The following is a 24,536-nucleotide window of genomic DNA, read 5'->3' as shown; positions in this document are numbered from 1 at the left end:
ACACTAAAGGAACACCCATGACAACGATGAACCGGGCTGCCAAGCTCGTGGCCGCCGCTGCGGCCAGCGCGCTCATGCTCACGCTCGCAGCGTGCTCGACCTCAACCGAGGCTCCCAAGGAGCAGCCGGAGGCGACGACCGAGACCGCCGAGAAGGCGACCCCCGAGCGCATTGCGGCCCTCAGCTATGAGGCGACCGAGGTGCTCGCCGAGCTCGGCCTCGAAGACCACATCGTGATGATGCCCGAAGCGGTTCGCAACCCGGTGCTCGGCGGCCACATCGAGCAACTCGCAAACGTCGAGAGCACCTATGCCGTCGAAAAAGAACTCGACGCCGAGACCGTGATCGACCTCTCGCCCGACCTCGTGATCATGACGCCGCGCCACGGCGCCGAAGACACGATTGGCACCGTGCTTGAGCACGCGGGTATCGAGACCTTGCTCACTCCGAATACCTGGTCGACGCCAGAAGACCTGATTGAAAACGTCGAGCTCATCGGGGCAGAGGTCGGTGCCAGCGACAAGGCGGCAGAGCTGAGCAGTACCCTACGCGAGGGACTCACCGAGCGCGCTAAGGCCGACGGCGACGCACCGCGCGTGCTGCTGCTCAGTAACCAGGCCGGTCGCCCCTTCATTACCGCGGCAAACGCCTTCCCATCACACCTCTTGGGTCTTGCCGGCGCAACCAACGTGAGCGCCGAACTCGGCATCGAGACGACCGGGCCCATTCAGGCAGAGCAGGTCGTCGAGGCAAACCCTGATGGCATCGTGCTCATCGACATGAACGGCTCTGGCGATCGTCTCTTCTCAGAGCTGCTCGGTAACGACGCTGTGAACGGCCTCGACGCGATCGCGCAAGACCGCGTGCTGCGCGTTGAGGGAAGCGATGTGCAGGCGCTCGGCCTCACCACGACTATTCACGGTCTCGACACTCTCGCTTCCTGGGTTGAGAGCTTACGCTAGGCATATTGAAGATATAGTACAAGGAGGTTGGTTCGAGAAAGGGAACGTTCATGAGCGCGATCACGAGAGGTTCGCAGAAGTCGCAAGACACACTTGCGTTTCTTCGGGCGCGTATTTCTCAGGGCGATTGGGCCGTGGGCGAGCGTATTCCCAAAGAGCCCGAGCTGATGGAACTCATCGGCGTCGGTAAATCGACCGTGCGAGAGGCGGTTCGCTCACTCGCAAACCTCGGTATGCTTGAGACGATTCCGGGTGTGGGCACGTTCGTTCGTGCCCGCACACCGGTTTCGTCGGTTCTTTCACAGTTCCTCATGGACCACGACATCGAAGAAGTGCTCGTGTACCGCAGGTCGCTCGAGATCGAGGCGGCGCAGCACGCGGCGATCCACCGCACCGATGAACAGCTTGAGCAGATCCGCGAGGCGTACGAACGACTGCTCGTTCCCGGCGCCGAGACCGGCTCACTCGGCTCACTGAGCTCTTTTCACCACTTGATCGTTGAGGCGAGCGGATCGAAGCTGCTCCAAGACCTCTATCTTGGCGTCATGAGCGTGCTCAAGAAAGCGATTTCAGAGGGGCGCGTGTTTCACGGCCTCGACGACGCAACGCAGCACCGTGACCATGCCGCGGTGCTTCAGGCGATTGAACAGCGCGACGTGCGCAATGCGGCCCACTCGATGGCGCTGCACGTCGACCGCGATCTCGGCTTGAGGGTCGAAGAAGACATGCTTGATATTCAGCAGCAGACCGAGCGCGCGAGCACCCTCATCGAGGCAGGCTTCGACTCCTAGGTCAGCCCCGCCCCGTGGGGTGAATGTGCGTCTCAGGCGGCGCTGAGCACGCTGCAGGCGGTACTACTCGTCGCGTGCTTCGATCGCCGTTGCCTGCACGGGCAGCAGGAGCAGCAGGCCGACGAGCACGACAAACACGATGCCGAGAATGCCGTAGATCGTGCTGCCGCCGATGACCACCGCGACCGAGAAGGCCGCCGGTGAGAGGAACGAGACGGCCCGGCCGGTCGTCGCGTAGAGCCCGAAGATTTCGCCCTCGCGGCCCTTGGGAATGAGCTTGGCGAGGTAGGTGCGACTCGAAGACTGCACGGGCCCAACGAACACGCACAGTAGCAGGCCAAACACCCAGAACACCCATGCGCCGAAGTCGGCGAGCATGAAGACGAGCAGGCCGAAGAGCACCATCGAGATGAGGGAGCCGACCATGATGTTCTTTGCGCCGAGGCGATCCTCGAGCGCGCCACACAAGATCGTGGCGAGGCCGGCGACGACGTTTGCGGCGATGGCAAAGATGATGACGGTGTCAGCAGAGAAGCCGAACGAAGCCGCCGCGATGACGCCGCCGAACGCGAAGACGCCGGCGAGGCCGTCACGAAAGACGGCGCTCGCAAAGAGGTAGAAGAGGGTTTGCCGAGCGGTCTTCCACAGGTTTGAAATCGTGCGAAAGAGGTCGCGATAGGCAGAGACGACGGTGGCACGCTCACGGTTTGGTGTTGCGTTAATCTCGGGCACGGCGAAGAGTACGGGAAGGGCGAAGACGCCGAACCATACTGCCGAGAAGAGCATTGCGATGCGAATGTTCCACGCGTTGTCAGCGGTGACGCCGAACCAGCCCTCGTCTGGAAAGATGAAGCCAACGAGCAGAATACCGAGCAGCACGATGCCGCCGATATAACCCATGCCCCAGCCGAAGCCAGAGACCTTGCCCACGTTGGCATTCGTCGATACCTGCGTAAGCATCGAGTTGTAACTCACACTCGCGAACTCGAAGGCGACATTACCAACGGCGAGCACGATGAGCGCGAAGGTGAGGTATCGCTCTTCGGGTGCCACGAACACGAGCAGCGCGATACACGCGGCCACGATAGCGCTGTTGACACCGAGCCAGCGCTTGCGGTGACCGCCCGAGTCAGAGATGCGCCCCGCGATGGGCGCCACGAGCGCGATCACGATGCCCGCGATGGTGAGCGCAAAGCCCAGCTTTGGCGAAACCTCTGACTCGTCGCCGAAGGCACCGCTCACGAGGTAGGTGGCAAACACGAAGGTCGTGACAACAGCGTTGAACGCTGCCGAGCCCCAGTCCCATAACGACCATGCGAACACGACCCGCTTCTTTACGGGAATGTCGTCTTCAGGAGTGCTCACGGGCAGAGTCGTCATGGGTCACACAATAGCCGATGCGTGCGACGGGTGGGTGAACGAAGTGAGTGACCTTAGCCAGCTAATGCTCGTGGGGTAGGAGTTGCGAAAGGTCCTTTCTGCTCTTTGCTCCAAGCTTTGCCCTGGCCTGGGCTATGTGCGACTCGATCGTTCGAATCTTGATGCCGAGCGCCTCAGCGATCGCCTTATTTGAAAGCCCTTGTGCAGCGAGCTTTGCTGCGGCGAGCTCGCGATGCGAGAGTTTCAACACTTCAGGCAGGCGCAACGAGATATTGGTGTGCCAAGGGGCGATACGTCTGGCGGTTTCTTTGATTGCCTCGAGCTTGGTATTGCACTCAGCCACTTTGCTTGAGGCTCTTCTCGAGGTATAAACCTGGCGGGCATCGTGGAGGGCATTGAACGCGAGCGAGACATGCCCATACTGGTGAAACGTATCAGCCACACGCGACAGTGCGTGCGGGTTCATCTCGGCCTTTGCTTCGAGATGCTTTCTCGCGAGTCTGATGATGGGAAGAACATTATCGGTTTCGGCGTGCATTGAGCGCGTGCGCAAGAGCACGTCGAAACGGCCTGCGTAATACAGGTGTTGTCGACCGACCGGCAATGTTGTTGCGAGATGGTTGTACAGATGGTCAGACGAATCAGCGGCAACTGCACTTACTGCCCGGCTCAGCACCTCCAGGTACTTTTTGAGACGTAACCCAACGAGTTCGGGTATAGCAAGGGTCAGACCGTGGAGTTCTCGTGCGCAAGCGACAAGGTCTGAGCGCTTTGCGGCGTGATCGGCGTGCTCGAGCAACGTGATCCACGACTGGTGGTACGCAGACGCAGGGAAAAAACCCGCTGCGATGCGCAGTTCTTTGACCCTGAGACTGAACTCGCCCGCGAGGTAAGCAATGAGTGCTTGAGCGATGAGCACGGTCGCTGCTATCTCGGCGATGCCGGAATGCAGGGTGCGTGCGAAGAGGGGTTGCCGGGAAGTATTGCGAAGCCAAGACCCGGAAGGTGGGTTTTGGCCATGCCACACGAGGTCAAGGTCGATGAGCGCCTGGTGTGCGTCACGAACAATGCGCTCTGGATGCTCGGCGAGTGAGTCGTGCAGGTCTGGCACGGGGTTTTCGATATCTGGATTGTTCCAAGACTTCCAGAGACGAAACTCGTGATGCTCGTGAGACGGCTGGTCTTCGTGTGCAGCAGGCGGGGAAGCCAGGTCATTACCGTAGCGTGCGTGCGCATGGGCATGCATGAAGCGGGCACCTATCGCCGTGTTGGGGCACGAACTCGCATGGAGCATGGCGAGTGATTCATCGAGTTCACTCGAGTGCCCCTGACGGATGTGCATGCGAGTCTGGTCGAGTGGCGAAATCTGATGCTCGATCTGGGCAATTTGTAACATTACCGAGCGATAGTTTTCTGGTGCCGCGAATTGCACCTTTTCGGCAAATGTTCGCTCAAGGAGCTCTTTATAAGGGGTGACCAGATGGCTCTTCTCAGCGGTAGTGAGCAGCCGTGCAACGTCGGTGTTTCGTGCACAAAATGTCGCATCGCGCCCCCTGAGCTGGATGCCAATGTGCTCAAAGAGTAGCAAGCGTTCAGCAGCATGCATGCTCGCGGTACTGAGCTCGTCACTCGGGCATAGCTCACGAAGCGCGGCACCAATGAACGGCGCAACCGTGTACCGATCATTCGATCCGTGGCTCGTAAGGATTGACTTTGCAACGAGTTCGCGCACGTGTTGACGGTCAAAGACGTTCGCAGCACTCGTCAAACTCAGGGGCTCTATTTCAGAGAGAATGATCGCCGTGCACATGGCCTGCGAGTCTAAATCGCGGAGCATCTCAACGACTCTTGCGATTTCTGGAAGCCGCGCAGGAGGCAACGGTGACGCGGGAATCGCGGCGAACGGCCTGGCCGTAAGATGACCGAGGCTCCACAGCGTCGTGAGATCGCGGATCCACCCGTACCTACCGTAGGAAAGCTCAGCTATGGCTTCACGGCTGAGTATGTCGGGCAGGTGCTCACCTGTGCATTGATTCACGAGCAACTGAATCTCGGCGAACGGAAGCGGGTCGATGCGAATATGGACAAACCCTGGCGTATCGTCAGACTGCGCATTGGAAGTGCTCAGAGACTTGAGCGATGAGAGAAGAGCTCGACTGGTCGAGTCATGCTCACTCGCGATAAGGAAGAGGCCTCCTCCATCGGCGAACGGGGTGAGCCGCTCAAGGTCGGCTTTCGTGATGGCCTCAGCCTTTTCTGCAACGAAGAGCACGGGAGCGGTCCGGTCACGAAGCTGGTCTGGCGATGGCAGCGGCGATGGTGTTCGAACGACCGTATAGGTCTGGCTGAGTTCAGCGATCGCTTCACGCACGAGGTCGGCGGTCGCGCTACCGAGTGGCGCGGTGACGAGAACGCTGTGTTGATAAGCCAAATGCCCTGTGATTGAACCCGGTACTGCTTCACTTTCTCAACGGTATCAATGGATACGTCGTGTGAAAAATGCGTCTTCATCTCACTCCTTCTGGCTATTGGCTAAGCCAGGAGCGAGGGCCGAACCCCGAAATACATCAGCTGCCTCCTTTTGAATAAGTAGTTTCCCCCAGCTTTGAGGATAGTTATACCCCAAACGTGGGGCAAAGGGGAAATTCCTCGTAATATGCCGTTTTTACCGGTATTTTGAACCAAAAAATCTGAGGTTTTCTGAGTTTGAAGAGTAAACATTCACGCCACGCATCGTAATTCTGACGCGGGAATGTCGTAATGCTGAACGACGTAGGTCGTCGGGGGTCTTGCTTCATAGTCTTAGCCCCGTGGGCAAGGGCACCAATGTGCCAAACGGGCGTTGAGCCCTGTTTTCCACGTCTCTGTTCGACTGCAAGAGATAACAATCTAGGGTTAAGGAGTTACCTTGAAAGCAGTAATACCGAAGGCGGGTTTTACCCGTCGAAGAGGGCTGAGGGGAGTAGCGCTTACTGCTGCCGCGTCGGTCGTCATCGCACCAGCGATGGCAACGGCAGTTGTGACTCCCGCTCACGCAGCCTTCTCGTACGACTCTGACGCGGCATCAGCCGCTCAGGGCGAAATCATATTTGCCGACGCGCTCGGTCTTGAGGTCGTAGACTCAGGACTGACGCGATCGAGCTACCCCGGAGCCGTTGGGCCCGACCGGAATCAGCTTGACGTGGGGCTTTTGGGCAACACGCTGATTGATCTTGGTCCCGGTCTTCAGCTTCCCCTCTTTAAGAATGCCGACGGACGCGGCCTGATCAATCTCGGTGAGGTTGGTGCATGGTCGAGCTACGCTTCGTCGCCCTCACACACTGAGTCGAAGGCTTCAGCCGGCGGTATCGGCGAAGGCGGTGCTATTGCTGTCAGCCCGAACCAGGGTGTTGGCACCAACCCCGCATACGTTGACCTCATTGACCTCTTTGGTCAGGTTGGTGTTGATGTTCTGACCGACAACCTGCTCGACCAGGCACGCCTGCAAATCGGTGCTCTCGCATCGTCAGTTGACTGCACGAGCGGAGACTGCACCTCGGAGTATGTTGTCGCCGGTGCCGACTTGCGACTGCGCAGCCCGCTCGTGGGAACCGTCGATAACGTCATCACGTCAGTGCTCAACGAGGCCATCAAGCCTATCGATGCGCTCGTCAACCAGAATGGCCCACTGAACGCAGTGCTCGGCCAGATCAAGAACACGGTAAACGCTGTTCAGGTTTCGAGCGTTGCAGGCGGCGCACGTATCAAGTCGAATGACCTTCAGGTTTCGATCGATGGCCTCGATCAGGTTGTTTCGCACATTACACAGACGCTTCTGCAAGACCCTTGGACGAATGACTCGGGGTCGATCGTGATCGAGCCGAACACCGGCATGGTGCAGGTTGACCTCGCCAAGCTCGTCGGCGGGCCTAACGGGCTCAACGGTCTCGACCCGAACACCGAGGTGTTCTCAGAGCAGTTCGTGCAGGCGGTAACCACCGGTATCGCCGACACGGTTGCTGGCGTTACGACCAAGATCAGCGATATGGTCATGGGGTCACTGAACAAGCTGTCGCTCACGATCGCTGGAGACATTAACATTCAGGGCCACCTTCCATACATTCCTGTCGTCGGATCACCGAGCTGGCAGAACGTTGTTGGCGGCGGACTGACGATCAAGGGCAGCATCGCTGACTTTGCTGGCCTGAGCGGATCAAAGCCAACGATTAAGTTCGACTTCGCCCTGCCTGGACCGTTCCAGATCATTGCAGACATACTTGCTGGCGTAGTCAACACGGCGACCGATGCAGTCTCGGGTGTGCTCACGAGCGCACTTGGGCCGATCGTTCTGAACGCGCTCGACCTTGTCACCTCAGGGCTTACCCCCGCGGTGAACAAGATCACCGAGACGGTCTTTAAACCGCTTAACCCCGTGCTGGAGGCAATCGCCGATAAGGTCGTCTCATTGCGGATCAACGAGCAGCCAACCGCTGCACCGCTGAACCGTTCGGGTGGCGACCTGGGTGACGGCTCGTTCACGGTTCGCGCTCTCTCATTGACGCTTCTGCCTGGCAACAACAGCGGGCACGCAGCGAGTGGAGTCGCGAAGCTTGCACTGGCATCTTCGACCGCTAAGAGCGCTGATGAAGCCGCTGATGACGTGCTGATTACCTCTCCTGGTGACGCTGATGAGGTTGGCGCAGGCGAGCTTCCCGTCAAGGGAACCGGAGAGCCCGGTGCTGACATTACGGTTGAGCTCAAAGACGCCGACGGTAACGTCGTTGCAACTGAGACGACCGTCGTTGGCGAAGACGGCACCTGGAGCGTCACGTTTGATGACGTCGAACCAGGCGATTACACGATCCGTGCCGAACAGGATTTCGAGGGTCAGCTCTCGGAAGACGAGGTGACGGTCAAGGTCGTTGAGAACGAAGAAACGGACACTGACGTAGCGGTTGATGCTGATGCAGACGCTGATGCGGCTACCGAAACCGACGCTGACGCTGATGCTGACGCTGATGCAGCTACTGAAACTGATGCTGACGCTGACGCTGATGTAGATGCTGATGCAGCTACCGAAACCGATGCTGATGCTGATGCTGATGCAGACGCAGCTACTGAGACTGACGCTGACGCTGATGTAGATGCTGACGCAGCTACTGAAACTGATGCTGATGTTGACGCTGATGTGGCTACTGAAACCGACGCAGATGCTGACGTAGATGCTGACGCGGCTACCGAAGCTGACGCTGATGTTGACGCAGACGCAGACGCAGACGCAGCGACCGAGACTGACGCTGACGTAGATGCTGATGCGGCTACCGAAACTGATGCTGATGCAGATGCAGACGTAGCTACCGAAACTGATGCAGATGCAGATGCTGATGCAGATGCTGACGTAGCTACCGAAACTGATGCTGATGCTGATGCTGATGCTGATGCTGATGCTGATGTAGATGCTGATGCAGCTACTGAGACTGACGCTGATGTTGACGCTGATGCGGCTACCGAAACCGACGCTGACGCTGACGTAGATGCTGACGCAGCTACCGAAACTGACGCTGATGTTGACGCAGACGCAGCGACTGAGACTGACGCTGATGTTGACGCTGATGCGGCTACCGAAACCGACGCTGACGCTGACGTAGATGCTGACGCAGCTACCGAAACTGGCGCTGATGTTGACGCAGACGCAGCGACTGAGACTGATGCAGATGTTGACGCTGATGCGGCTACTGAGACTGACGCTGATGTTGACGCAGACGCAGCGACCGAAACTGACGCTGACGCTGATGTAGATGCTGATGCAGCTACTGAGACTGATGCAGACGTTGACGCTGATGCGGCTACTGAGACTGACGCTGATGTTGACGCAGACGCAGCGACCGAGACTGATGCAGATGTTGACGCTGATGCGGCTACTGAGACTGACGCTGATGTTGACGCAGACGCAGCGACCGAAACTGACGCTGACGCTGATGTAGATGCTGATGCAGCTACTGAGACTGATGCAGACGTTGACGCTGATGCAGCTACTGAGACTGACGCTGATGTTGACGCTGATGCGGCTACCGAAACCGACGCTGACGCTGACGTAGATGCTGACGCAGCGACCGAGACTGACGCTGATGTTGACGCAGACGCAGCGACTGAGACTGATGCTGATGCTGATGCTGATGCTGATGCAGTGACTGACGGTGGTTCGACTGACGGTGGTTCGACCGATGGTGGCAAACCTACCGACGGTGGGAAGGGCCAGCTGCCCAATACCGGTTCGGCACTCACCTTGCCGGTCATGGGAGCAGCGCTTCTTGTTCTCCTTGCAGGAGCGGTCGTGCTTATTGCGCGCCGTAACAAGCAGGAAGAAGAGCTGAGCTAGCTCCTTACAGTGGATCGGGCTGGGGCTCCATGGGGTCCCAGCCCGACTCCGCTTCACTGCGGTAAGTAGCTGCCAGATACGTACAGGGGAAGTCGCGCATGCGCGCGATGAGGAAACGGGATGAAAGAAACAATCACACAGGGCGCCGAGACGAGCAGGCGCAGAGCGACGAGAAGCACGCCATCTCGATCGGCCCATTTTTCGGCAATCATTGCGATGGCACTGAGCCTTTTGCTCATGGTTGGTACCGTGCTCATGGTTTCGCCAGCTGGCACACCTTTGAAGAGGGAATTGCAGTCGATCGCGTCGCCGTACTTTTCTCAAAACTGGCGGGTGTTCGCACCGAACATCATGAAAGCGAACTTTTCGCTTGAGATGAGGGCGCAGTGGTTCGACGACGAGAAGCTCGTCAAATCTGACTGGGTGTCGATCACCGATCTCGAAACGAAAGGTGTGCACGGCAACGTCGTGCCATCACGCATACAAAAGAGCAGTTGGAACTTGACACAAACATTTCGCAAGCGTTTTAACGCACTCAATGATGAGCAGAAAGCCCGCGTCAAAGACACCTTTATTGAGCGCGGGGAAGGTGGCTTTGTGGCGATTCCGAATGAAGAACTCGTCGCAGAGCTGGGCGAAAACGATGGTGATGTGGTGCGATTCTTGCGCATGGATTACATGCTGATGCGATACCTCTCGCTCTATGCGACCGCTGGCTTCGGCGAAAAAATAGAGCGCATTCAATGGCGCATTGTGCTTGACCGACCGAATGACTTCACACACCGCTTCGACGAAGGCTCACAGTTCAAGCCCATAATCACAACGTTCGGCTGGCGTCAATCAAATGTGCGAGCGCCGAAGGTAGTCGTCGATGAATACCATGCAGTGATCGAACGCATGGGAGCACAGAAAACGTTTAAGGAGGCTGCTGTCAATGGCCAATAGCTCACTCTTTGAACGGGCCGTCGAATGGTTCACTAGCCAGCAGCACAACTTGCGGAGCTTTTCAATGCTTCGCATCTTGTACGGCATTGGTCTCCTGTTCTTGCTCGTGCCGAGTATTCCAGAGCGCGCGTTGCTCTGGGGTCATGCCTCGTTCTGGGCAGATCCTGAAGCGAAACGACGAGGCTTTCACACGTTCGACCTTCTCTTCACGAAATCGTCGCCGGCGCTCTTTGACATTGCCTTTTTTGGGCTTATCGTCGTGGTTCTCCTCTTTCTGTTCGGGTGGCGGACCCGCCTGATGACACTCATCTTGCTTGTGATGCTGTTGTCGCTTCAGGCAAATAATCCATACGTGTTGAATGGCGGTGACACGCTCATGCGCATCACGCTCTTCTTCATGCTCTTTGCGAACCTTGGTGAGTTCTACTCGCTTGATGCGAAACGTCGTTCGAGAGCTCGACGTGCAGGGAAGAATGGACGTTCCTGGCTGCCAGCACACGTCACGAAGGCAGCGCATAACGCTGCCTTGGTTCTTGGCTGTTTTCAGATCATCGTGGTTTACGTTACCTCCGGGGTATGGAAGCTGTTGGGTGATGAATGGCTCGATGGCACCGCGCTCTTCTATGCGTTGAGGCTTGATGTGTTCATGGCCTATCCGATGGTTAACGAGTTCATTTGGCAGTCTTCGCTCGTGATTTATGTTGCAACCTTTATTGCCTTGTGGGTGCAAACCCTTTTCCCGGTGATGATCCTCTGGCGACCGGCAAGGATTTTTGCCTTGGCGAGTCTCATCTTCATGCACCTGGGCATTGCCATTTTGCTTGGTCTCTGGCCATTCTCGCTGGCGATGATCGCCCTAGACATGTTGTTCGTGCGCGATTCATCCTGGGTAGCTGCTTTCGCGTGGATCGAACGGAGGAAGGTTTTCGCTGATGTGCAAAGCGCCTATAAGCAGGCGTCCCTTGCGATGAGGCGCGGTAGCAGCGCCCTGAGGGCCGGCCGCCGAAAAACTGTGCTGTAGTAACGGTCGTTCTACAGTCCTTAAACCGAGGCCGTCTGCTTCATCCCCATCCCAATTCCCGAAGCAGGCGGCCTCTTTTCGTGTTTCTCCCGAGTTTAGGCAGATCGAAGTTGACCGTTCGGTAAATCCTGAATGTTGAGTGTGAGTGACTCAAGTTTAGCGTGACGGACTTGACATGGCCCCGGCGATCTGTAAACTTGAGTTCATCAGGCTCAACTTTAGATTTTCTAGCATGAAGGAGAAGCACATATGTCACGTGCAGTAGGTATTGACCTCGGTACCACGAACTCGGTCGTGAGCGTTCTCGAGGGTGGCGAGCCCACCGTTATTGCCAACGCAGAAGGTTTGCGCACCACCCCCTCGGTTGTTGCGTTCACCAAAGATGGTGAGGTGCTCGTCGGTGAAACCGCGAAGCGCCAGGCCGTTACGAACGTTGACCGCACGATCGCTTCGGTGAAGCGTCACATGGGTACCGACTGGGCCCAGCAGATCGACGACAAGAAGTACACCCCCCAGGAGCTCAGCGCTCGTATTCTCATGAAGCTCAAGCGCGATGCAGAGTCGTACCTGGGAGACAAGGTGACCGACGCGGTCATCACCGTTCCCGCATACTTTAACGATGCTGAGCGTCAGGCGACGAAGGAAGCTGGCGAGATCGCCGGCCTCAACGTGCTGCGTATTATTAACGAGCCAACCGCTGCGGCACTCGCTTACGGCCTCGACCGCGGTAAAGAAGACGAGCTCATTCTCGTGTTCGACCTCGGTGGCGGTACCTTCGACGTCTCGCTGCTTGAGGTGGGTAAAGACGACGACTTCTCGACCATTCAGGTTCGCGCAACTTCGGGCGACAACCGCCTCGGTGGCGACGACTGGGATCAGCGCGTTGTCGACTGGCTCATCGGCCAGTTCAAGAGCTCAACCGGTGTTGACGTTTCGGGCGACAAGATTGCGCTGCAGCGCCTCAAGGAAGCCGCTGAGCAGGCGAAGAAGGAACTCTCGAGCTCAATGAGCACGCAGATCCAGCTCCCGTACCTCTCGCTCACCGAGAACGGTCCTGCAAACCTCGAAGAGACCCTCACTCGTGCGAAGTTCGAAGAGCTCACGAAGGATCTGCTCGAGCGCACCCGTAAGCCTTTCGAAGACGTGATCAAGGAAGCCGGCGTTAAGGTTGGCGACATCGCGCACGTCGTGCTCGTTGGTGGTTCAACCCGTATGCCTTCGGTGACCGAACTCGTGACCAAGCTCACGAACGGTCGCGAGCCCAACAAGGGTGTTAACCCTGATGAGGTTGTTGCCGTCGGTGCCGCACTGCAGGCCGGCGTGCTGAAGGGCGAGCGTAAAGACGTTCTGCTCATTGACGTTACCCCGCTCTCACTCGGTATCGAGACCAAGGGCGGCCGCATGACGAAGCTCATCGAGCGCAACACCGCTATTCCGACGAAGCGTTCAGAAACCTTCACGACGGCCGACGACAACCAGCCTTCGGTATCGATTCAGGTGTTCCAGGGCGAGCGCGAGTTCACCCGCGACAACAAGAACCTCGGTACCTTCGAGCTGACGGGCATTGCCCCGGCACCTCGTGGCGTTCCGCAGATCGAGGTCACCTTCGACATCGACGCGAACGGCATCGTTCAGGTATCGGCCAAGGACAAGGGCACTGGCACCGAGCAGACCATCACGATTTCTGGTGGATCATCGCTGTCGCAAGACGACATCGATCGCATGGTGCGCGAGGCCGAGGAGCACGCTGAGGAAGACAAGCAGCGCGCCGAGACGCTCGAGAAGCGTAACGCGGCCGAGAACCTTGCCTACTCGGTAGAAAAGCTCATCTCAGAGAACGGCGACAAGCTTCCTGAAGATGTGAAGACCGAGGTTCAGGGTGACCTTGACGAGCTGAAGCAGGCGCTCGCTGGCGAAGACGAGGCTGCGGTTCAGACCGCCTTCGACAAGCTCAACGAGAGCCAGGGCAAGCTCGGCCAGGCCATCTACGAGGCCGCACAGCAGGAGGCCCCAGCGGCCGACACTGAGGGTCAGGCAGACGAAGAAGACGTTATCGACGCAGAGGTTGTCGAAGATGACGAGGAGCAGAAGTAGCCATGACACAGCACGAGGATCTCACGCCGGAGAACGGCGAGAACCCCTCAGCTGAAGAGCAGCAGCCAGGGTCGGGAGCAGGCGCTCCCGACCCTGAGCCGCACTCGGCAGAAGAGGGCGACCTGACCGTCGAAGACATTCTTGGCGCTGAGCAGAGCGCAGAGGCTAAGGGCGAGGGCGCGGCAGCTGAAGAAGCGGCCGAGGATGAAAGCCCCTATCTCGAAGACCTCCGTAGGCTCACCGCCGAATACGCGAACTACCGTAAGCGCACGGAAGATAACCGTGAGCTTGAAGAGCAGCGGGCGAAGGCCAAGGTCATCGAATCACTGCTCACCGTGCTCGATGATCTCGACCGCGCAGAGGCCCACGGCGATCTCGTCGAGGGCACCGCGTTCCTCACCATCGCGCAAAAGATTCGTACCATGCTCGAAAAGCAAGGGCTCGAATCGTTCGGTGAGAAAGGCGAAGCCTTTGATCCGCAGCATCACGAAGCTATCGCGCAGGTGCCGGTTCCCGGTACAGAGTCAGAGACGGTTCTCGATGTTGTGGAACGGGGGTATCGCATCGGCTTGGTCGAACTTCGCCCCGCGAAGGTCGCAGTGGCGGTGAGTGCCGATGGCTAGTCAAGATTGGCTTGAAAAAGACTTCTATAAGATGCTCGGTGTCTCAAAAGATGTGAGTGACGCCGAACTCAAGAAAGCCTTTCGCAAGCTTGCCAGGAAATACCACCCCGACTCGAATCCAGACGATGCGAAAGCAGAATCCCGATTCAAAGAGATCAGCGAAGCCTACGATGTGCTGAGCGATCCCGAGCAGCGCGAAGAGTACGACCAGATCCGTGCGATGGGCGCCGGTGGCGCACGGTTCACCTCGGGTGGCCAGGGCTTTGAAGACATGTTCGGCGGTCCCTTCGGGGGCGGTGGCGGGCACTTCTCTTACCAGGGTGCCCCGGGCGGCTTCGAAGACATTTTTGGCGGCATGTTCGGTGGCGGGGGTGCTCGTGCCCCACAGCGCGGGCGAGACATCGCCACCTCAACGGTGCTCGATCTCGAAACCGCGGCCCAGGGCTCGACCCTGACCCTGCGAACCTCGACGGGGGAGAGCACGCGAGTGCGCATTCCCGCCGGCGTCAAAGACGGACAGAAGATCAAGGTGCGGGGCAAGGGAGAGCCAAGCCCCGACGGCGGGCCCGCAGGCGACATTATTCTCACGGTCACCGTGCGCAAGCACCCGGTGTACCGGCGTGAAGACAACAACCTGCGACTCACTGTTCCCATCACCTTCACCGAGGCTGTGCTCGGCGCCACGATCGAGGTGCCGACGCTTGGCGGCGGTTCGGTCAAGTTACGCGTGCAGCCGGGAACCCCGAGCGGGCGAGTGTTGCGCGTCAAGGGCCGCGGTGTGAAAACATCGAAGGTCACCGGTGACCTGCTCGCAGAGGTGCAGGTGGCCGTTCCGGCTCACCTCACGAGTGAGCAGCGCAAGGCGCTTGACGCCTGGCATGCGGTTGAACCCGAAGAAGATCCGCGCGCAGATCTTGTTTCACGAATGAAGTAACCACTGTCGGTGGCCCTCCCGTAAGGGCCACCGACACCACACACGTAAGGGAGGTGCACCATGGCACAGCGTAAAAAACTCGTGGTCGATAAATACAGCCCCGTGTTTGCCGTCGGTGCTGCTGCAGAGCTCGCTGAAATGCACCCCCAGACACTGCGCCAGTATGACCGTATTGGTCTCGTTGTTCCCGGTCGCACAAGCGGCGGAACAAGGCGCTACAGCCTGCACGATATTGAGCGACTGCGGCAGGTTGCGAGCTACTCGGCTGAGGGGCTCAGCCTCGAGGGTATTCGCCGGGTACTGCAGCTCAACGATAAGGTTCGCGGCCTCGAAGAGCGGGTTCGCGAGCTCGAACAGGCGCTCGCACGCGAGATGCTGAAACACCCAGAACGGCGTGTGTTTGCCGCCGGTTCAGAGGGTGAGGTCGTCACGCTCAGGCGCGGCACCCGAACGCAGCGTCGCGCCGAGGTCGTTGTATGGCGACCCGACCGCGGGTGAGCGTAGCCGTGACGATTGACTACGAAGCGCTGCGGCGCGAGCCTGACCTTGAGGCTCACGACCTCATTGCGTATGACGCAACCGACCAACTGCTCGTCCGGCGAGCAGCTGAACTGCGGGACAACTTTTCTGGCGAGAAGCCCGGTGACACCGTTGTCATCGGCGAACGCCACGGTGCCATAACCCTCAGCCTCGTGCTGCCCCAGGAGCAGGGCGGGCACGGCCTCACCGGGGTGCGAGTGTTTCAGGACACCCTGCTCAACGAGCGTGCGCTCATGTGCAACGCGGCAAGGCTTGGGCTCGAGGGCGAGTTCCCCTTCACCCGTGAGGAGCTTGGCCGTGACCTCGTCAAAGGCGCGAAGACCGTGCTCCTGCAGCTCCCCAAATCACTCGACGAACTCGCCGAGATCGCCTACTGGGTTGCGACGAACGCCGACCCCGAGGCCACGCTCATCGCCGGCGGGCGAGTGAAACACATGACCCTCGCACAAAACGAGGTACTCTCCCGATTCTTCACCACGGTGCAGGCCGAACGCGCCGAGAGAAAGTCGCGACTGCTCATCGCGACGGGACCCGTCGATGACCCGGCCGATCCGCCGTTTCCGGTGACGGGGGTCGATGCCGACCTGCCGTTTGCACTGCACGCATACGGGGCAACCTTCGGTGGGCCAACACTCGACCACGGGAGCCGGTTGCTGCTGAGACACCTCCCAGAGATCGCGCCAGAGGCCACCCGCATCGTCGACCTCGGCTGCGGTAACGGCTCGCTCGCAGTCGCTGCAGCCCTCGCTAGGCCGACTGCACAGGTGCACGCGACCGACCAGTCGTGGGCCGCGGTCAACGCGACGAACGCGACCGCCAGGTGGGCCGGGGTCAGCGACAGAGTGACGGTCACGCGCGCCGACGGAGCCGAGGCGGTCGGCGACGGCTGGGCAGAGCTCATGCTCGTGAACCCACCGTTTCACGCCGGCCAGGTAGTTTCGGAGGAGATCGCCAGAACCCTCATCAGGGGAGCCGTGAGGGCACTGGCTGAGGGGGCAACCATACTGGTCGTCTATAATTCACACTTAGGGCATCGCGCCGTTATTGAACGTGAAATAGGCCCAACACAGCAGGTAGCGAGAGACCGCTCGTTCACCGTTGTGCGGGCAACGAAGCGTTGAAGAGTGAGGCTTCGGTCTCACTTTCGGCCATGCCGTCATCCGCGAGTATGAGGCAGCCCGAAGATCGCTAGTACCTAGGTACCAAGAATGGCTGGTCGGTGCACTTTTCGACGTGAAACCAGTGCCACCGAACTACACTGAAAACGATTCAGTAGCCTAGTGCAGGAGAAATTTTTGGCCGCTTTACCCACCGACCGCCCGCTGCGGGTGCTTATCGGTTGTGACACGCTGACCCCCGACGTCAACGGCGCTGCGCGCTTTACCGAGCGACTCGCGGCCGGCTTGCACGAGCGCGGCGTCGAGGTGCACCTCATGGCCCCAGCACCGAAGGGCGTGCGGCCCGGCGTGCACTACGAAACAATCGAGGGAGTCGAACTTCCCGTGCACCGCATCAAGAGCCAGAAGCTCTGGGGGCACGAGTGGGTTCGCTTCGTGTTTCCGTGGCGTGCGAAGCGTGAGGCCAAGCGCGTGATTGATACTGTGCAGCCCGACGCGGTGCACATTCAGTCGCACCTGCTCATCGGCAGGGGGCTCGCTCGCGAGGCGCACACACGCGGCATTCGCCTGCTCGCGACAAACCACATCATGCCCGAGAACATTCTCGACCCGAACACTCCCAAGTTTTTCAGCGTTCCGCTGCTCAAGTGGGCGTGGTGGGACGAGGGGAGGGTGCTCTCACTCGCCCAAGAGGTCACGACGCCAACTCGCAAGGCCGCCGATTTTCTCGAGCGCAACACCTCGCGTCGCGGTGTGGTGCCCGTGAGCTGTGGCATTGACCAGGCGAAGTACCGCGCAAACTTTGAGCCGCGCACCTCGCAGCGCATCGTCTTTGTCGGCCGTCTCAACCAAGAGAAGCAGATCGACACGATTCTGCGTTCGCTCACGCACATTCCCGAAGACCTCAACGTGCACTTCGACATCGTTGGCGGCGGCGACCAGCGCGAGCCCCTCACGGCGCTGGCAAACGAGCTCGGCGTCGCTGATCGGGTCGTGTGGCACGGCCTGTTGCCCGACGACGAACTGCGGCTCACGCTCACGAACGCGTCGATCTTTACCATCGCGTCAATTGCCGAACTACAGTCGATCGCGACGCTCGAGGCCATGGCCTCGGGGCTCCCAATCATCGCGGCCGACGCTATGGCACTGCCACACCTCGTCGAGGTGGGCAAGAACGGGTACCTCTTCACCCCGGGCGATGACCGGCAACTCGCAGCGCGCATCACCGAGATTCTGCGTCTCGACCAGCCCGAATTCGAGGCGATGCAGCGCTCGTCGCTCGAGATGGTCAAGGCCCACGACATTTCGACAACCCTCGACACCTTCGAACGCATGTACCGGGGCGAGTAACGCCCGTGCACATTCTGATCGTCACCGACCAGCACCCCGACACCATCGGGGGCGCTCAGGTGTCGATTCGGGTGCAACAGACCTTTCTCGAACGCGCCGGGCACCGCGTCACGATTGTCGCGCCAAGGCTCCTGAACCCGGGAACGGCGAAGACCACGACGCCAGGCGTCATTGAACTCCCAGCAATGCCCATCACGCGCGACAAAAGCTACGGCGCGAGCTGGCCGGGGCGCGCCTCGGTGCTACGGGTGCTCGCGCGCCTCGAATCCTTGCCTCCCGTCACCCTCGTGCACGTGCAAGGCGACTTTTGGGGTGCGCTCATCGGCTACCAGCTTGCGAGACGGTTGAACGTGCGCGCGGTCAACACGATGCACAATAATCTTGACGCCGGAACGCGGGCCGTGACGCCCTTCGCGCCCGCGGTGTTCTGGGCGTTGCGCGCGGTGCGACGCTGCGTGCTGGGCAGGCCCCGCTGGCCGGGCCGTGACGCCGCGACCGCTCGTCACCCGAAACCCCGCGGAGGCTGGGCCTACCTCGCGCAGCTCGCCGCCGACTCAAACGCGGTCGTGGCGCCCTCGCGACACTTCGCGGGCGACCTTGAGCGCGCTGGCGTTCCCGGCCCCTTCGCGATCATCGCGACCGGGGTGCACGATGACCTCATCGACGAGGTCAAGGCCGAGGGCTTCTCGCGCGGCCCGGGCGTGCGCGTGCTGTGGTGCGGGCGCATGAGCCCCGAGAAGCGTCTCACTGAAATGCTTGAGGCCTTCAGCATGTTTGTTGCGGCGGGTGGCCGTGCGCACCTCGTGGTCGTGGGCGCGGGCCTGCAGTACGACCAGGCGGTGCGCTTTGTGCGTGAGCACTCGCTGGGAGATCTCGTGACCTTCACAGGTGCCCTCTCGCATGCGCAAACGCTCGCCGAGATCTATCGTGCCGACGTGCTCGTGCAAACCTCGCGGGGCTTCGAAACCCAGGGAATGACCCCCTACGAAGCCGCGCTCCTCGGCACCCCGACGATTTTCTGCGACGCCAACATTGCGTCTGCGGTCGACGTTGCCCCGGCGTGGATCGAACCCAGCGGATCGGCCCCAGAGCTCGCCGCGGTTCTCACGACCGCCGTGGCAGAGATCGCCGCTGGCGCCCCGGGCGCGACACGCGTGCCTGAGCTGCTCACCGAGGGCATGCGCCAGTCAAGCCGCACCGAAGAGATGCTCGAGCTGTACCGGGCGGTATGCGAAGGCGTTTAGCGGCGCTGCGCGGCTCAAGTGCTGCGCGGCTCAAGTGCTGCGCGTTTCAGGTGTTGCGCGGCTCAGGCGCTGTGCGGCTTAGGCGCTACACAGCTTAGGCGCTGCCGCCTGCGTGAGAAACGGAAGCGGCCTAGAAGCGCCAGGGCACGGCCTGGAAGCCTGCCGGAGGAATCGGAGTCCAGTTCTCTTTCTTCGTCACAAGACCTGAACCGTATGGGTTGTTCGACTCGATGATCGTGAAGGTGCCGTCATCGTTGACCTCGGTAACGAGCACGGTGTGAACGCCCATGACCCACGCGTTGGGGGCCTGCAGGTTTTCGTACTGGATGATGTCGCCGGGCTCGACCATGTCGAGAGTGAGGCGAGCTGCGCCAACATAGTTTGAAACGGGTGATCCGCTGCCGGTCCACTGGCCGCCGCCTGCGTGCACCCAGCGCTTCGCTGAAATGATGCATTCGCCTGGCTGGCTCCAGCCGGTGGGGCGGCTCGTGCCGATCTCTGCCTCTGCCGCTGCGATCGTCGCTTCGACGTTGTAGCCGTGGCTTGGGGCTGAATCGATGTCGACAACTTCAAGCATGGTCTCGAGGTCGTGTGACTGCGTGAGCGACGCCTCGGTGTTGAGCTGTTGGCCGATTGATGCGAGCACCTCAGCGCTCGTTGCTGGCTCCATGGGAGAAGCGAGAGCTGGTGTAGCGCCGAGAGAAACCGTCAGTAGTGAGACGAGGGAGACAATGAATGTCTTACCAGTCTGTTGCTTCAAAAGTTGTTCCTTCGGTTGCCAACAAGAAAAGTCCAAGTAAATTGAACCTTCCCTAGTATGCGTTACCGTACCGTTATAAAGCAAGTTGTCGATGAAACTCACAGGGTTTGGCCGCATGCATTGCGACCTCACTATCTTACCCGAATTGCCGGCCCCGTGCTCGTTTGGCTGTTTCCACGCTGGCATCGGTGGCTTCGCGGCCGGCTTCGGTGCCCGGCTCGGTGCCTGCTTGCGGCCCTTGACGCGCGGCCCAGACAGGGCGCTTGCCGATCGGGTACTATGGCTCAGGTACCGGTGCTCGCATCGGTTCGGGAGGATTCGCCTAGCGGCCTATGGCGCACGCCTGGAACGCGTGTTGGGTTCACGCCCTCGAGGGTTCAAATCCCTCATCCTCCGCGGTGGCCCCAAAGCTCGCGCTCGTTGCGCGGGATTTGGGGCTTTTTCGCTCTTTGTGGGTGCTTCACTTCTGTGCTTGCTTATGTACTGCAGGTGTACTGGTGGCTGTTAGGTGCGGGGCAGGTGCAAGTGTGCGAGAGCCCTGCCTCCTAGCCCCGGTCACCGTCCTGAGGGAGAGCTCGGGTGCGTGCGGTCCCTTCGTGTGCTCAAACTGTGCGCTTTCTCGACCAGGGGTTCGATATCCGAACGCCACCCTCGAGATTCTCCCCTCGCAGGGCTACCCGTGCACCGTGTGGTCACTTTCTTCCTTCGTGTGGTCAAAAAGTGTCGAAAATTCGAGGCGGTTTCTAGCGGTCAGCGCAACAGTATCTCTTCGATGACCTCGGCCGGCTTCGCGAACGCTAACCGTTTCCGGGGCCGGTCGTTCATCTCCCACTCAACATAATCGAGATCTGCCTGACTGAACACACTCAGATCAGTGCCCTTGGGGAAATACTCCCGCAGTAACCCATTCGTGTTCTCATTCGTCGGCCGCTGCCAGGGCGAGTGCGGGTCGCAAAAGAACACATCAATATCAGCTCCCATAGCGACTTCTTGATGCTTACTCATCTCTTTGCCCTGGTCCCAGGTGAGAGTCCGACGAAGCACATCAGGTAACTCTTTCATCTTCGCGATAAGCCCCTCAGTGACTGCTTCTACCCGCGGTAACGAGGGGTCTAACCAAACAAGGAATAGATAGTTCGAGTGGCGTTCAACGACCGTCCCGATAGCGCTCTTGCCATCTTTCCCGATAATTAAGTCACCTTCCCAATGCCCAGGAACAGCCCGATCAAGTGCTTCTGCGGGACGGTCAACAATGTTCACCATCCCAGCAATTCGGCCCTGCCTAGACTGGCCAGAACGGTGACTGTGTCGGATCTTCCTCCCCGTACGAACCCGAACCTCAAGCTCGCGTTTGAGCCCACCCCTGGCAAGGAGATAGATCGCTTGATAGATCGTTTCGTGTGACACTCGCATCTCCGGCTGATCCGGAAACTCGCGCTGTAGCCTGCCCACAACCTGTTCCGGTGACCGCTTCAACGATAGTTCAGCCTCCACAAAACGCCGTAACCGCGGATTCGTTACCAGCTTCGACGGTTTCGGTCTGCGGGCGCGCTGAAACGTTTGCGATTGTGCCTGTGTTGCCCGATACCTCGGCCTACGAGCCCGTTCAGAAGAAAAGAACGCGTTCCGCCGAATCTCACGACTCACTGTTGACGGGGCACGCCCCAACTTCCTCGCGATCTCACGAATCCCAGCCTTTGCCGTCCATAACGCCTGAATCTCGATACGCTCCTCGAACGATAACGACGACACCCGGGCTACTCTTCGGGGTCTCACCCCGCCCTGCGAATGAATATGTGACAAGATCGCGGCTTCGCTCTTGTCTACCCGTTCACCAATCTCTCGTGCGGTGAAGCCAGCAGCTCGCATATCCCAGATCGTGTTCACATGCTCAGCAAGCATGTTCCTTGAGAACTTCATGTCAGTGTCCACCCTTGTATTGTCTCGGGTGTTGCAACCACCGTTAGAACCCGCGGAGCAGAATCGACACTTTTTGACCACGCGGCGGGCTTGAAGCCTGGGCGAGGGCCGGCGCGCGAGAAACGTAGCGAGTAACCGGGAGAAAGTCGAGAAAGTCCGGGAAACTCCGAGAAACCGTGCCCCGACAGGGCGGCTACTCGCTCCCGACCCCGCGCACTGCTACAACAGAGATATGACTTACGAGATGCACATCGGTCACCTGAGCAGTATGACTCCCGAGACCCTGTACGAGGTCCTGCGGCTGCGCACCGACATTTTTGTCGTTGAACAAGCATGCGCCTACCCGGAGCTCGATGGGCGCGACCTCGAGCCCGAGAGTAAACAGGTGTGGGTGACCGAGTGCGGAACGCTCGTCGCGACGCTGCGCATTCTGCGCGACCCTGAAGCCCTGCGGATCGGCCGAGTCGCAGCACACCCGAGCGTTCGGGGCCTGGGCGTTGCCGGCCGCATGCTCGAGTTCTCCCTCGAAGCGACGACCCTTGAGACGGCGACCCCCGAAGCGCCCTCGCAGGAAACCGCGCTGCCCATCGTGCTCGACGCACAGGAACCGCTCGAGGGCTGGTACGGCCGCTACGGTTTCGTGCGCGACGGCGAAACGTTTCTCGAAGACGGGATTGCCCACGTGCCGATGCGTCGCGACCCGGTTCGCGCTTGATCCCGGCCGAGAAGCGCGAGCGTGCGCGCAGCCAAGCCCCGCAAGCCAAGCCTCACGGCTAGCGCTCGGCCGCCAAGCCCCGCAGCCAAGCCCCGTCAGGTAACGCCCGAAGACACTCCCGCACACGGCAACGGGCCCCAGCGAACCAGTCGCCGGGGCCCCGCATCGTGTGCAGCGCGCGTCAAGGAGCGCGCCGCAGCCGCAGCAGCAACTAGTGCTTGCCCTCTTCGTCCTCGCCGTAGCCGGGCAGCGTCACGGCCTGCGTGAGTGGCCTGCCCTCGCGGGTGAGCTTGCGCTTGCGCAACTGCCACATCGTGATGATGATGGCGAACCAGACGGGGGTGCAGAGCAGCGGCATGCGGGTGTCTTCGGCGAGCAGGAGCGTGAACGCGATGAACGCGAAGAACGCGAGAATGACCCACGGCATGATCTTGTGCAGCGGCATCTTGAACTTTGAGGCCTCGTGGCGCTCGGGGTGCATGCGCGAGTAACGAATGTAGCTCACGACGATCATGCTCCAGATGAAGATGATGAAGGCCGAGGCGACCGAGGTGACGAAGGTGAAGGCCTCCATGACGGTGTCGCCGGCGAGCAGCAGCGGGATCGCAGTAAAGAGGAACACCGCCGAGAAGAAGACGGCCTGGCGGGGCACGCCACGCTCGTCGACGATGCCGAAGCGCTTGGGCGAGTGGCCGTCTTTTGCGAGGGCGAACATCATGCGGGTGCCCGAGTAGAAGCCCGAGTTCGCGCTCGAGGCCGCCGAGGTGAGCACGACGATGTTGATCGCCATCGCCGCGACGCCGAAGCCCGCGTAGGCGAAGGTCGTGACGAATGGGCTCGCCTCGGGGTCGAGTTCTCGCCACGGCGTGATTGCCATGATGACGGTGAGCGCGCCGATGTAGAAGATGAGTACGCGAAGCACGATCGAGTTGATTGCCTTCGGCAGGTTTTTATGCGGATCGGCGGTCTCGGCCGCAGCGGTACCGATGAGCTCGACGCCAATGAACGAGAAGATGCCGAGCTGGAACCCGAGCAGGAACCCTGAGGCACCGAACGGGAAGAGCCCGCCGTCTGACCAGAGGTTCGTCAGCGAGGCTGCGGTGCCGGTGTCGGGGTTATGGAAGCCCGTGACGAGCAGCACGATACCGGTGACGATGAGCGCGAGAATTGCGATGATCTTGATGAGTGAGAACCAGAACTCGAACTCGCCGAAGAACTTGACCGGCTGCAAATTGAGCAGGAGAAGGGCGAAAGCGGCGACGAGGGCGGGGATCCACGTGGGAATCGACGCGTTAATGTACGTGACGTAGCCGGTGATCGCGACGATATCGGCGACGCAGATGACGACCCAGGTGAGCCAGTACGTCCACGACACGATAAAGCCCGCGCCTGGGCCGATGAGGTCTTTGGCGATGTCGCCGAAGGTCTTGTAGTTGAGGTTCGAGAGCAGGATCTCGCCGAGTGCTCGCATGATGAAGAACATCATGCAGCCGATGACGGCGTAGATAAAGAGGATCGACGGGCCGGTCAGGCTGATGACCTTGCCCGAGCCGAGGAACAGCCCCGTTCCAATGGCTCCGCCGATCGCGATGAGTTGCAGGTGGCGATTATGCAGGCCGCGTTGTAGCTGCTGCTCTGATGCTGGTTCTGTCGGTGCAGACACGTGAGTTACTCCAGAAATACTGTCTTACGCGGCTCAGGATGGGCCACGTTGCTCGTTTGAGTCCGGTTGCGTGAAACAAACGTAGGAAAGTCTAACCGTTGTGAGCGCATTCTGAGAA

The 24,536-nt window shown here is 59.9% G+C and carries 18 protein-coding genes and 1 tRNA gene; 14 read left to right on the top strand and 5 right to left on the bottom strand.

Annotation, left to right across the window (positions count from 1 at the left end):
• Positions 1-17 precede the first annotated feature (17 nt).
• On the top strand, positions 18-962 hold the full coding sequence (locus JSO19_RS05205) for an ABC transporter substrate-binding protein (protein WP_270910218.1): 945 nt from the start codon (positions 18-20) through the stop codon (positions 960-962).
• 50 nt (positions 963-1,012) lie between these two features.
• The gene (locus tag JSO19_RS05200) at positions 1,013-1,753 is read left to right on the top strand and encodes a FadR/GntR family transcriptional regulator (RefSeq protein ID WP_217136373.1); all 741 of its coding nucleotides are present in this window, start codon (positions 1,013-1,015) and stop codon (positions 1,751-1,753) included.
• Between the two features lie 63 nt (positions 1,754-1,816).
• On the opposite strand, the gene JSO19_RS05195 is transcribed toward JSO19_RS05200, so the two are convergent.
• Positions 1,817-3,133 (bottom strand): MFS transporter, encoded by a 1,317-nt coding sequence (locus JSO19_RS05195; protein WP_270910217.1) that lies wholly within the window; start codon positions 3,131-3,133, stop codon positions 1,817-1,819.
• 61 nt (positions 3,134-3,194) lie between these two features.
• Complete coding sequence (locus JSO19_RS05190) at positions 3,195-5,564, bottom strand: helix-turn-helix transcriptional regulator (RefSeq protein WP_270910216.1); 2,370 nt, start codon at positions 5,562-5,564, stop codon at positions 3,195-3,197.
• Between the two features lie 477 nt (positions 5,565-6,041).
• On the opposite strand from JSO19_RS05190, the gene JSO19_RS05185 reads away from it, so the two are divergent.
• The 10 genes from JSO19_RS05185 to JSO19_RS05140 all read left to right on the top strand — a co-directional run bounded on the left by JSO19_RS05185 (position 6,042) and on the right by JSO19_RS05140 (position 19,360).
• Positions 6,042-9,491, top strand: a complete 3,450-nt coding sequence (locus JSO19_RS05185; RefSeq protein WP_270910215.1) for a choice-of-anchor G family protein — start codon at positions 6,042-6,044, stop codon at positions 9,489-9,491.
• Between the two features lie 120 nt (positions 9,492-9,611).
• Positions 9,612-10,436, top strand: coding sequence for a DUF5819 family protein (locus tag JSO19_RS05180; protein ID WP_270910214.1), 825 nt, complete (start codon positions 9,612-9,614; stop codon positions 10,434-10,436).
• Entirely contained in the window at positions 10,426-11,457 is a 1,032-nt protein-coding gene (locus JSO19_RS05175) for an HTTM domain-containing protein (RefSeq protein WP_270910213.1), read from the top strand. Before JSO19_RS05180 ends, JSO19_RS05175 begins: the two co-directional genes overlap by 11 nt.
• 249 nt (positions 11,458-11,706) lie before the next feature.
• Positions 11,707-13,551 (top strand): molecular chaperone DnaK, encoded by a 1,845-nt coding sequence (gene dnaK / locus JSO19_RS05170; protein WP_270910212.1) that lies wholly within the window; start codon positions 11,707-11,709, stop codon positions 13,549-13,551.
• Positions 13,552-13,553: 2 nt separating this feature from the next.
• Positions 13,554-14,174: a nucleotide exchange factor GrpE gene (locus tag JSO19_RS05165; RefSeq protein WP_270910211.1), complete on the top strand. Its 621-nt coding sequence runs from the start codon at positions 13,554-13,556 to the stop codon at positions 14,172-14,174.
• Positions 14,167-15,108, top strand: a complete 942-nt coding sequence (locus JSO19_RS05160; RefSeq protein WP_270910209.1) for a DnaJ C-terminal domain-containing protein — start codon at positions 14,167-14,169, stop codon at positions 15,106-15,108. The genes JSO19_RS05165 and JSO19_RS05160 overlap by 8 nt, the downstream gene beginning before the upstream one ends.
• 60 nt (positions 15,109-15,168) lie before the next feature.
• Positions 15,169-15,606 carry a heat shock protein transcriptional repressor HspR gene (locus JSO19_RS05155; RefSeq protein WP_217135764.1) on the top strand — a complete coding sequence of 146 codons (438 nt, stop codon included), beginning with the start codon at positions 15,169-15,171 and terminating at the stop codon, positions 15,604-15,606.
• On the top strand, positions 15,585-16,769 hold the full coding sequence (locus JSO19_RS05150; RefSeq protein ID WP_270910207.1) for a class I SAM-dependent methyltransferase: 1,185 nt from the start codon (positions 15,585-15,587) through the stop codon (positions 16,767-16,769). Before JSO19_RS05155 ends, JSO19_RS05150 begins: the two co-directional genes overlap by 22 nt.
• A gap of 174 nt (positions 16,770-16,943) precedes the next feature.
• On the top strand, positions 16,944-18,116 hold the full coding sequence (locus JSO19_RS05145) for a glycosyltransferase (RefSeq protein ID WP_270910205.1): 1,173 nt from the start codon (positions 16,944-16,946) through the stop codon (positions 18,114-18,116).
• Positions 18,117-18,121: 5 nt separating this feature from the next.
• Positions 18,122-19,360: a glycosyltransferase gene (locus JSO19_RS05140; protein ID WP_270910204.1), complete on the top strand. Its 1,239-nt coding sequence runs from the start codon at positions 18,122-18,124 to the stop codon at positions 19,358-19,360.
• A 130-nt stretch (positions 19,361-19,490) separates the two neighbouring features.
• Here the strand turns inward: JSO19_RS05140 and JSO19_RS05135 are convergent, their stop codons facing one another.
• Positions 19,491-20,120, bottom strand: coding sequence for a CHAP domain-containing protein (locus JSO19_RS05135; protein WP_270910203.1), 630 nt, complete (start codon positions 20,118-20,120; stop codon positions 19,491-19,493).
• 311 nt (positions 20,121-20,431) lie between these two features.
• Here JSO19_RS05135 and JSO19_RS05130 point away from each other — a divergent pair.
• A tRNA-Ser gene (locus JSO19_RS05130) sits at positions 20,432-20,516 on the top strand.
• Positions 20,517-20,870: 354 nt separating this feature from the next.
• On the opposite strand, the gene JSO19_RS05125 is transcribed toward JSO19_RS05130, so the two are convergent.
• Entirely contained in the window at positions 20,871-22,022 is a 1,152-nt protein-coding gene (locus tag JSO19_RS05125; protein ID WP_442915703.1) for an IS30 family transposase, read from the bottom strand.
• Positions 22,023-22,272: 250 nt separating this feature from the next.
• Between JSO19_RS05125 and JSO19_RS05120 the strand changes: the two genes are divergently transcribed.
• Positions 22,273-22,755, top strand: coding sequence for a GNAT family N-acetyltransferase (locus JSO19_RS05120; RefSeq protein WP_270910202.1), 483 nt, complete (start codon positions 22,273-22,275; stop codon positions 22,753-22,755).
• 211 nt (positions 22,756-22,966) lie between these two features.
• Here JSO19_RS05120 and JSO19_RS05115 read toward each other — a convergent pair whose 3' ends face one another.
• Positions 22,967-24,418, bottom strand: coding sequence for an amino acid permease (locus tag JSO19_RS05115; RefSeq protein ID WP_270910201.1), 1,452 nt, complete (start codon positions 24,416-24,418; stop codon positions 22,967-22,969).
• Positions 24,419-24,536 lie beyond the last annotated feature (118 nt).

It is taken from the genome of Leucobacter sp. UCMA 4100, from assembly GCF_027853335.1.
In the GTDB taxonomy this organism is placed as follows: Bacteria; Actinomycetota; Actinomycetes; order Actinomycetales; family Microbacteriaceae; genus Leucobacter_A.
The sequence above is the reverse complement of the archived record's forward strand: the minus strand, read 5'-3'. Positions and strand labels throughout refer to the sequence as shown.

Excerpts from the sequence above, each read along its gene's own strand:
- dnaK (WP_270910212.1), top strand. The coding sequence starts at position 11,707 with ATGTCACGTGCAGTAGGTATTGACCTCGGTACCACGAACTCGGTCGTG.
- JSO19_RS05165 (WP_270910211.1), top strand. The coding sequence starts at position 13,554 with ATGACACAGCACGAGGATCTCACGCCGGAGAACGGCGAGAACCCCTCA.
- JSO19_RS05150 (WP_270910207.1), top strand. The coding sequence starts at position 15,585 with ATGGCGACCCGACCGCGGGTGAGCGTAGCCGTGACGATTGACTACGAA.
- JSO19_RS05160 (WP_270910209.1), top strand. The coding sequence starts at position 14,167 with ATGGCTAGTCAAGATTGGCTTGAAAAAGACTTCTATAAGATGCTCGGT.
- JSO19_RS05195 (WP_270910217.1), bottom strand. The coding sequence starts at position 3,133 with ATGACGACTCTGCCCGTGAGCACTCCTGAAGACGACATTCCCGTAAAG.
- JSO19_RS05175 (WP_270910213.1), top strand. The coding sequence starts at position 10,426 with ATGGCCAATAGCTCACTCTTTGAACGGGCCGTCGAATGGTTCACTAGC.
- JSO19_RS05205 (WP_270910218.1), top strand. The coding sequence starts at position 18 with ATGACAACGATGAACCGGGCTGCCAAGCTCGTGGCCGCCGCTGCGGCC.
- JSO19_RS05125 (WP_442915703.1), bottom strand. The coding sequence starts at position 22,022 with ATGCTTGCTGAGCATGTGAACACGATCTGGGATATGCGAGCTGCTGGC.
- JSO19_RS05120 (WP_270910202.1), top strand. The coding sequence starts at position 22,273 with ATGACTTACGAGATGCACATCGGTCACCTGAGCAGTATGACTCCCGAG.
- JSO19_RS05155 (WP_217135764.1), top strand. The coding sequence starts at position 15,169 with ATGGCACAGCGTAAAAAACTCGTGGTCGATAAATACAGCCCCGTGTTT.
- JSO19_RS05200 (WP_217136373.1), top strand. The coding sequence starts at position 1,013 with ATGAGCGCGATCACGAGAGGTTCGCAGAAGTCGCAAGACACACTTGCG.
- JSO19_RS05180 (WP_270910214.1), top strand. The coding sequence starts at position 9,612 with ATGAAAGAAACAATCACACAGGGCGCCGAGACGAGCAGGCGCAGAGCG.